The 8,294-nt window shown below is 48.4% G+C and carries 7 protein-coding genes and 1 pseudogene; 7 read left to right on the top strand and 1 reads right to left on the bottom strand.

The window, feature by feature from the left end; translation table 11 throughout:
- Nucleotides 1-207 precede the first annotated feature (207 nt).
- From BN93_RS11815 to lpxA, 7 genes and pseudogenes are all read left to right on the top strand, one after another.
- Nucleotides 208-1,374, top strand: a complete 1,167-nt coding sequence (locus BN93_RS11815; protein ID WP_019188531.1) for an AIR synthase-related protein — start codon at nt 208-210, stop codon at nt 1,372-1,374.
- A 177-nt stretch (nt 1,375-1,551) separates the two neighbouring features.
- A complete protein-coding gene (gene prfA, locus BN93_RS11810) occupies nt 1,552-2,664 on the top strand; it encodes a peptide chain release factor 1 (protein WP_019188530.1) in 1,113 nt (370 codons plus the stop codon).
- A 23-nt stretch (nt 2,665-2,687) separates the two neighbouring features.
- On the top strand, nt 2,688-3,521 hold the full coding sequence (pyrF, locus tag BN93_RS11805) for an orotidine-5'-phosphate decarboxylase (protein WP_019188529.1): 834 nt from the start codon (nt 2,688-2,690) through the stop codon (nt 3,519-3,521).
- A 27-nt stretch (nt 3,522-3,548) separates the two neighbouring features.
- A complete protein-coding gene (locus tag BN93_RS11800) occupies nt 3,549-4,769 on the top strand; it encodes an HD domain-containing protein (protein ID WP_019188528.1) in 1,221 nt (406 codons plus the stop codon).
- Nucleotides 4,770-4,815: 46 nt separating this feature from the next.
- Nucleotides 4,816-5,857 (top strand): annotated as a pseudogene (gene lpxD, locus BN93_RS19015) (UDP-3-O-(3-hydroxymyristoyl)glucosamine N-acyltransferase).
- A 4-nt stretch (nt 5,858-5,861) separates the two neighbouring features.
- Nucleotides 5,862-7,247 carry a bifunctional UDP-3-O-[3-hydroxymyristoyl] N-acetylglucosamine deacetylase/3-hydroxyacyl-ACP dehydratase gene (locus tag BN93_RS11790; RefSeq protein ID WP_019188527.1) on the top strand — a complete coding sequence of 462 codons (1,386 nt, stop codon included), beginning with the start codon at nt 5,862-5,864 and terminating at the stop codon, nt 7,245-7,247.
- Between the two features lie 17 nt (nt 7,248-7,264).
- A complete protein-coding gene (gene lpxA / locus BN93_RS11785; RefSeq protein ID WP_019188526.1) occupies nt 7,265-8,035 on the top strand; it encodes an acyl-ACP--UDP-N-acetylglucosamine O-acyltransferase in 771 nt (256 codons plus the stop codon).
- Here the strand turns inward: lpxA and BN93_RS18695 are convergent.
- Nucleotides 8,032-8,294 (bottom strand): hypothetical protein (locus BN93_RS18695; protein WP_044260598.1); only part of this gene is annotated, 263 nt, incomplete at its 5' end. The genes lpxA and BN93_RS18695 overlap by 4 nt on opposite strands.

Raw genomic sequence — 8,294 nt, 5'->3', positions numbered from 1 at the left:
ATGAAAAAGGGTATGGAACGGGGCGCAATTACCAAGAACGGACTTGAAATGCTGTTGCTCCAAGCCTTTGCCAGCTGGGAGTTTTGGCACGGAAGAGAATAGCGCAAAAGGCTCTTGCCGTGGTGTTACTACACGCGAACACAGGGCCGAACAGCAAGCCATCTCACTTTATTTAACAACACTTTTCACCCAAATAAACTCAAACAGATGAACAACCGTTACATGATGCGTGGCGTTAGTGCCGCAAAAGAAGACGTGCATAACGCCATTAAGAATATCGATAAGGGCGTTTTTCCGCAAGCTTTCTGCAAAATCATTCCCGACATATTAGGTGGCGACGATGCGTATTGTAACATCATGCACGCCGACGGGGCCGGTACGAAGTCGTCGTTGGCCTACGCTTACTGGAAAGAGACGGGCGACTTGAACGTTTGGCGAGGCATTGCCCAAGATGCGGTGGTGATGAACACCGACGACTTGCTATGCGTGGGAGCGGTTGACAACATCTTGGTGTCGAGCACCATCGGGCGTAACAAGATGCTTGTTCCTGGCGAAGTGATTTCGGCCATCATCAACGGCACCGACGAATTGTTGGCCGAACTGAGAGAAATGGGTGTGGGTATTTATGCAACGGGTGGCGAAACGGCCGACGTGGGCGACCTTGTGCGCACCATCATTGTTGACTCTACCGTTACCTGCCGAATGAAACGGAGCGACGTTATCGACAATGCTAACATTCGTCCAGGCGATGTAATCGTGGGATTATCTTCGTGCGGACAGGCCACATACGAGAAAACGTACAATGGCGGAATGGGAAGTAACGGGCTGACAAGCGCACGCCACGACGTGTTTGCCAAGTATCTGGCCGAGAAATATCCCGAAACCTTCGACCATGCCGTACCCAAAGAGCTTGTTTATAGTGGCACAAAGCGATTGACGGATGCCATCGAAGGCTTGGGCGTTGATGCTGGTCAGCTGGTGTTGTCGCCCACACGAACCTATGCTCCTGTAATTCGCAAGGTGCTAGATGAAATGCGCAACCATGTTCATGGCATGGTACATTGCACGGGTGGCGCACAAACAAAGGTGCTGCACTTCGTTAGCGACGATTGCCGAGTGATAAAAGACAACATGTTTGACGTGCCGCCGCTGTTCAAACTCATTCAGTCGGAAAGCGGAACAGATTGGAAAGAAATGTATAAGGTGTTCAATATGGGACACCGAATGGAGATATATGTGCGCCCCGAACATGCCGAACGCATTATTGCCATTAGCAAGGGTTTCAATATAGAGGCACAAGTTGTGGGACGTGTCGAAGAAGGGAAGAAGTCGCTTACCATCCGTTCGGAGTATGGCAAATACCTCTACGACTAACATTCCTATATATAATGAACAAAGTTTTTTAGTTTGCGGCTTATTCGGTTTGTGTGTTTCCTGTCTTAGAACTTTCTGCAATTAGGATGTTCGTTCGCTTTTGTTTGAGGCAACATGCGATAAAAACAAATAAACTCAATAACTCAAGAACTTAAAAGGCTTAACTATAATGAGATTATGTCAGAACAAAACAGCATATTAACAAAGTTAGACGGACTGGAAAGTCGTTACGAGGAGGTGTCAACGCTGATTACCGACCCTGCCGTTATCGCCGACCAAGAACGTTATGTCAAGTTGACAAGGGAGTATAAGGACCTTGGCGACATTATGAATGCACGCAAGCGCTATGTGGCTTGCCTTAATTCCATTGCCGAGGCCAAAGACATTTTGGCCAACGAAAGCGATGCCGAGATGAAAGATATGGCGCGCGAAGAACTGTCTGCCAACGAAACGGAGCGTCCGAAGTTGGAAGAGGAGATAAAACTGCTGCTTGTGCCCAAAGACCCAGAAGATGCCAAGAACGTTCAAATGGAGATAAGGGCTGGCACAGGCGGCGATGAGGCCGCGCTTTTCGCTGGCGACCTCTTTGGCATGTACAAACGTTTTTGCGACTCCAAAGGTTGGAACCTCTCCGTTACCGCATCAAGCGAAGGAGCCGTTGGCGGATTTAAGGAGATAGACTTTGCCGTGAGCGGCGACAATGTGTACGGCACCTTGAAATACGAATCTGGAGTACATCGCGTGCAACGTGTACCTGCCACCGAAACACAAGGCCGTATGCACACATCGGCCGCAACGGTAGCCGTGTTGCCCGAAGCCGATAAGTTCGAGGTGAACATCAACGAAGGCGACATCAAGTGGGATACGTTCAGAAGTTCGGGTGCAGGTGGACAGAACGTTAACAAGGTGGAGTCGGGCGTGCGCTTGCGCTATCCCTGGAAGAACCCCAATACGGGCGAGACCGAAGAAATACTCATCGAGTGTACCGAAACACGCGACCAGCCCAAGAATAAGGAACGTGCCCTGTCGCGACTACGTACCTTTATATACGACCGCGAACACCAAAAGTATGTCGACGATATTGCTAATCGCCGCAAGAGCTTGGTGTCTACGGGCGACCGTTCGGCAAAAATCAGAACCTATAATTATCCCCAAGGCCGCGTAACCGACCACCGTATTGGCTACACCACGCACGACCTTCAAGGTTTTATTGCCGGAGATATTCAGGCTATGATAGATGCCCTGTCGGTTGCCGAGAACACGGAGCGAATGAAAGAGGCCGAATTGTAACCCCCCATTCACATCATTTTCTTATGACAAGAGAAGAATTAATTAAGCAGATACACGCCAAGCAGTCGTTCCTTTGTGTAGGTCTAGACACGGACATCAAGAAGATACCGCAACACTTGTTGCAGGCAGACGACCCCATCTTCGAGTTTAACAAGGCCATTATCGATGCCACTGCGCCCTATTGCGTGGCCTATAAGCCCAACCTTGCCTTTTACGAATCGTTAGGCGTAAAGGGGGTGCTGGCTTTCGAGCGTACCGTGGCTTATCTCAACGAGAACTATCCCGAGCAGTTTGTCATTGCCGATGCCAAGCGCGGCGACATTGGCAACACCTCGCAGATGTATGCCCGCACCTTCTTCGAAACCTACAATCTCGATGCACTTACTGTTGCCCCATACATGGGCGAAGACAGCGTGACGCCTTTCTTGGCCTACGAAGGCAAGTGGGTGATATTGTTGGCACTTACCAGCAACAAGGGTTCGCACGACTTCCAACTCATGGAAGATACTCAAGGCGTTCGCCTTTTCGAACACGTTCTTACCAAATCGCAAACATGGGGCAATGCAGATAATATGATGTACGTGGTAGGTGCCACACAAGGCGAGGCCTTTAAGGACATTCGTCGCCATGCACCAAACCATTTCTTGCTCGTTCCCGGCATTGGTGCACAAGGTGGAAGTCTTCACGATGTGTGTCAATATGGTATGAACAAGGATTGCGGTTTGTTGGTAAACAGTTCGCGCGGCATTATCTATGCAAGCAACGGAGCCGACTTTGCACAAGTGGCTGCCGAGAAAGCATGCGAGGTTCAAGAAGAGATGGCTCGCGAATTGAAGGCCATCTTGCCCACGTTCTAAACCGCAACGCCCACCGAACAGTAGTAAATGAGTGAAATAAAGATCATCAACGACCCCGTTTTTGGGTTCATCAAGATACCGCGCGGATTAATCCTCGACGTTATTTGCCATCCCATGATGCAGCGCCTTACGCGCATTCGTCAGCTAGGTATGGCCTCTGTGGTTTATCCAGGTGCGCAACACACGCGTTTTTTGCATTCCATTGGGGCATTCCATTTAGTTAGCGAGGCCGTTTTGTCGCTCCAACAAAAGGGCGTATTCATCTTCGATAGCGAGGTAGAGGCCGTGCAGATAGCCATTCTTCTTCACGACATTGGGCATGGCCCATTCTCGCATGTGCTCGAAAACTCGCTCATATCGGGCATTTCGCACGAAGACATCTCGTTACAGATGATGGAGAAGATGAATCGTGAGATGGGTGGAGCCCTTACGTTGGCCATCAAAATCTTCAAAAACGAATACTCCAAGCGGTTCCTTCACCAGCTCATCAGCAGTCAGCTAGACATGGATAGGCTCGACTATCTTCGTCGCGACAGTTTTTTTACGGGTGTAACAGAAGGCAATATCGGTTCGGCACGCATCATCAAGATGCTCGATGTGGAGAACGATGCACTGGTGGTAGACCAAAAAGGCATCTATTCCATCGAGAACTATCTTATTTCGCGTAGGCTGATGTATTGGCAGGTATACCTGCATAAAACCGCAGTAGGCTGTGAGGCCATTTTGGTTAACCTCCTTAAACGCGCCAAATATCTAGTTCGTAATGGCCATTCGCTGTTTGCTACGCCTGCCTTGGCCTACTTCTTGGCCAACGATGTTGACCGCGACTTTTTCACAACGCATGCCGAGGCCTTGCAAAACTATTGCTCGCTAGACGACAATGACATTTGGAGCAGCGTAAAGGTGTGGATGAACGATGCCGACCCCGTGTTGTCCATCTTGGCAAACGACCTCGTAAACAGAAAACTCTTCAAGGTAGAGGTGTTCGACGAACCCATTCCCGAAGGCGTTATTGAAGAACGATTGGCTGCCATCTGTACGCACACAGGGCTTTCGACAAGCGATGCAACCTACCTGATGAGCGCGAACACCGTGAACAAAAACATGTATAACATGGAAGACGACCACATCACCATCAAGTGTAAAGACGGCACGTGTAAAGACATCTCGCAGGCCTCAGAACTCTTTGATGTGACACGCCTTTCCATGAAAAACAGCAAATATTACCTTTGTTATCAAAGATTTTGAATAATAATTGCTATATTTGCAGAATTATTCAACAGTACTGAAACCAATGGAATTTACAGCAAAGCAAATTGCACAAGTAGTCGATGGTGAAATCGTTGGAGATGAGAACGCTGCCGTTCACTCCTTTGCAAAGATTGAGGAGGGACGGCCAGGAGCTATTTCGTTTCTTTCAAACCCGAAATATACACATTATATATATGAGACAGAGGCTAGCGTGGTGCTTGTAAACAAAGACACCAAGCTGGAGAAACCTGTCAAAACCACGCTCATCAAGGTGGATAACGCCTACGAGTGTGTGGCCAAGCTATTACAGATGTACGAGGCAGCAAAGCCAAAGAAAACGGGTATCGACCCCTTGGCCTTCGTTTCGCCCGACGCCACGGTTGGCGAAAACTGTTATGTAGGCCCCTTTGCCTATGTTGGCAGTGGCGTTGTAGTAGGCAACGGCACACAAGTATATCCCCATGCCACACTCTGCGACAACGTACGAGTGGGCAGCGATTGCATTATTTACCCCCCAAGTGTGCCTTTACCACGATGTAGTGGTGGGCAATAGGGTAATCCTGCATTCGGGTTGTGTTATCGGTGCCGATGGGTTTGGTTTCGCCCCATCTGCCAATGGGTACGACAAGATACCCCAAATTGGTACAGTAACAATTGAAGACGACGTGGAAATAGGTGCCAACACCTGCGTAGACCGCTCTACAATGGGCAGCACTTACATACGTAAAGGTGTGAAACTAGACAACCTTGTGCAAATTGCACACAACACCGATATCGGCGAAAACACCGTTATGTCTGCCCAAGTGGGCGTGGCTGGCTCCACCAAGGTGGGCCAATGGTGCATGTTTGGCGGGCAGGTTGGCGTTTCCGGACACATCAATATCGGCAACAAAGTGTTCTTAGGGGCGCAATCGGGCGTGCCAGGAAACCTCAAAGATGGCCAGCAACTCATTGGAACACCGCCTATGGAGCTCAAGCCTTACTTCAAGTCGCACGCCATTTTCAGGCGTTTGCCCGACATGTATAAACAGCTGAATGAGCTACAAAAGGAGATTGACGAATTAAAAAAGCAAATAAAACCATAACGCAATGTTAAAACAGACAACATTGAAAGGCAGCTTTTCCTTGTATGGCAAAGGCTTGCATACTGGATTGAGCCTCACGGTAACCTTCAATCCTGCACCCGAAAACACAGGCTATAAGATACAACGAATTGATTTGGAAGGTCAGCCCATCATCGATGCGTTGGCCGAACGGGTGGTAGACACGCAACGCGGCACTGTACTTGCCAATGGCGATGTACGCGTTTCCACCGTAGAGCATGGCCTTTCGGCACTCTACGCTATGGGTATCGACAACTGTCTCATACAGGTTAACGGTCCCGAATTCCCCATTCTCGATGGTTCGGCCATCATGTATGTGGAACAAATTAAGCGTGTGGGCATCGAAGAACAAAGCGTTCCCAAAGATTACTACATCATTCGACATAAGATTGAGGTGAAAGACGAGGCTACGGGTTCGTGCATCACCATCCTTCCCGACGACCAATTTAGCATAACGGCGATGTGTTCTTTCGATTCGAAGTTCATCAATAGCCAGTTCGCTACCCTCGATTCGCTCGACAATTTTGAAACCGAGATAGCACCTGCACGCACATTTGTGTTTGTGCGCGACATCGAACCGCTGCTTAAAGCCAACCTCATCAAGGGTGGCGACATGGACAATGCCATCGTTATTTACGAAAAAATAATCGACCAAGAGCAACTAGACCAGCCTGCCGACTTGCTGAAAGTTCCTCGTTTGGATGCCAGCAAGCAGGGATATATACAACATAAGCCCTTGGTTTGGGAGAACGAGTGCACGCGCCACAAGCTGCTCGACATCATTGGTGACATGGCTCTACTGGGTAAACCCATCAAGGGCCGCATCATTGCTACCCGTCCAGGCCACACCATCAATAACATGTTTGCACGCCATCTGCGTAAAGACATTCGCAAGCACGAGGTGCAAGCACCCATTTACGACCCCAACGAAGAGCCTGTGATGGACAATAAGCGCATACGCGAATTGCTACCTCACCGCTATCCCATGCAGTTGATAGACAAAATCATATCGCTAGGCCCAACAAGTATCGTTGGCGTGAAGAACGTAACGAGCAACGAGCCTTTCTTTGTGGGCCATTTCCCCCAAGAACCTGTAATGCCTGGCGTGTTGCAAGTTGAGGCTATGGCGCAGTGTGGCGGCCTTTTGGTACTTAACCAACTAGAAGAACCTGAACGCTGGTCTACCTATTTCATGAAAATCGACGAGGTGAAGTTCCGCCAAAAGGTTGTTCCCGGAGACACATTGTTGTTCCGTGTAGAGTTACTTCATCCTGTAAGACATGGTGTTAGTTCGATGAAAGGCTACATGTTTGTGGGCGATCAGGTGGTTTCGGAGGCTACCTTCACCGCACAAATCGTTAAAAACAAGTAAAAGATACGCACTGAGCTATGAACCAAATAAGTCCTTTGGCCTTTGTGCATCCCGAAGCAAAGCTTGGGAACGACAACATTATCGGCCCATTTTGTTATATAGACCGTAACACGGTTATTGGCGACGGAAACAACTTTCAGAACAGTGTGACCATCAATTACGGTGCTCGCATTGGCAATGGAAACGAAATATTGGCTGGCGCAAGCATCTCTACCAAGCCGCAAGATTTGAAGTTTGTTGGCGAAGACACGCTATGCGAGATTGGCGACAACAATAGTATTCGTGAAAACGTTACCATTTCGCGCGGTACGGCCTCTACGGGCGTAACGATAGTTGGTAGCAATAACTTGCTGATGGAGAACATGCACATCGCCCACGACTGTGTTATTGGTTCAAATGTCATTATTGGCAACTCCACTAAGTTTGCTGGCGAGGTGATTGTCGACGATTTTGCCATTGTTAGTGCAGCAGTGTTATGCCATCAGTTCTGCCGTATTGGTGGTTATGTGATGGTACAGGGCGGCAGTCGTTTCAGTCAAGACATTCCCCCTTACGTCATTGTAGGAAAAGACCCCGTGCGCTTTGCAGGTATCAACCTAGTGGGCTTGCGTAGGCGCGGTTTCTCTAACGAACTGATTGACCTTATCCATAATGCCTACCGTCTGCTTTATTCGAAAGGCTTGATGGCCGAAGGCATACAAGAAATACGTAACAACCTGCAAGTAACAAAGGAGATACAATACATCATCGACTTTGTTGAAAGTTCAAAACGCGGCATTGTTCGTTAAGCAGCAAATGCAATAACAGATAGTATAACTCGCAAGTGCCTTGGCACTTGCGAGTTTTTTCTTTGCATCTTTTCTAGTTTAAGCCAGAATAGTACGGCATGTTCTGCAATTTGCATCAAAGGCACTTCAAAGCGATGGCTGATAAACAACAAAAGAAACACCAAATCCAGAAGTGAAAGCGAAAAAACACTTGTACAACCTTGTATAATATAATAAAAAGCTCTATATTTGCGGAAAGAAGTAACAACTAAGCATTTAC

The sequence above is a fragment of the Prevotella conceptionensis 9403948 genome (assembly GCF_000312305.1).
Lineage (GTDB): Bacteria > Bacteroidota > Bacteroidia > Bacteroidales > Bacteroidaceae > Prevotella > Prevotella conceptionensis.
Note: the sequence above shows the minus strand (reverse complement) of the source record. Positions and strands in the feature narration are given on the sequence as shown.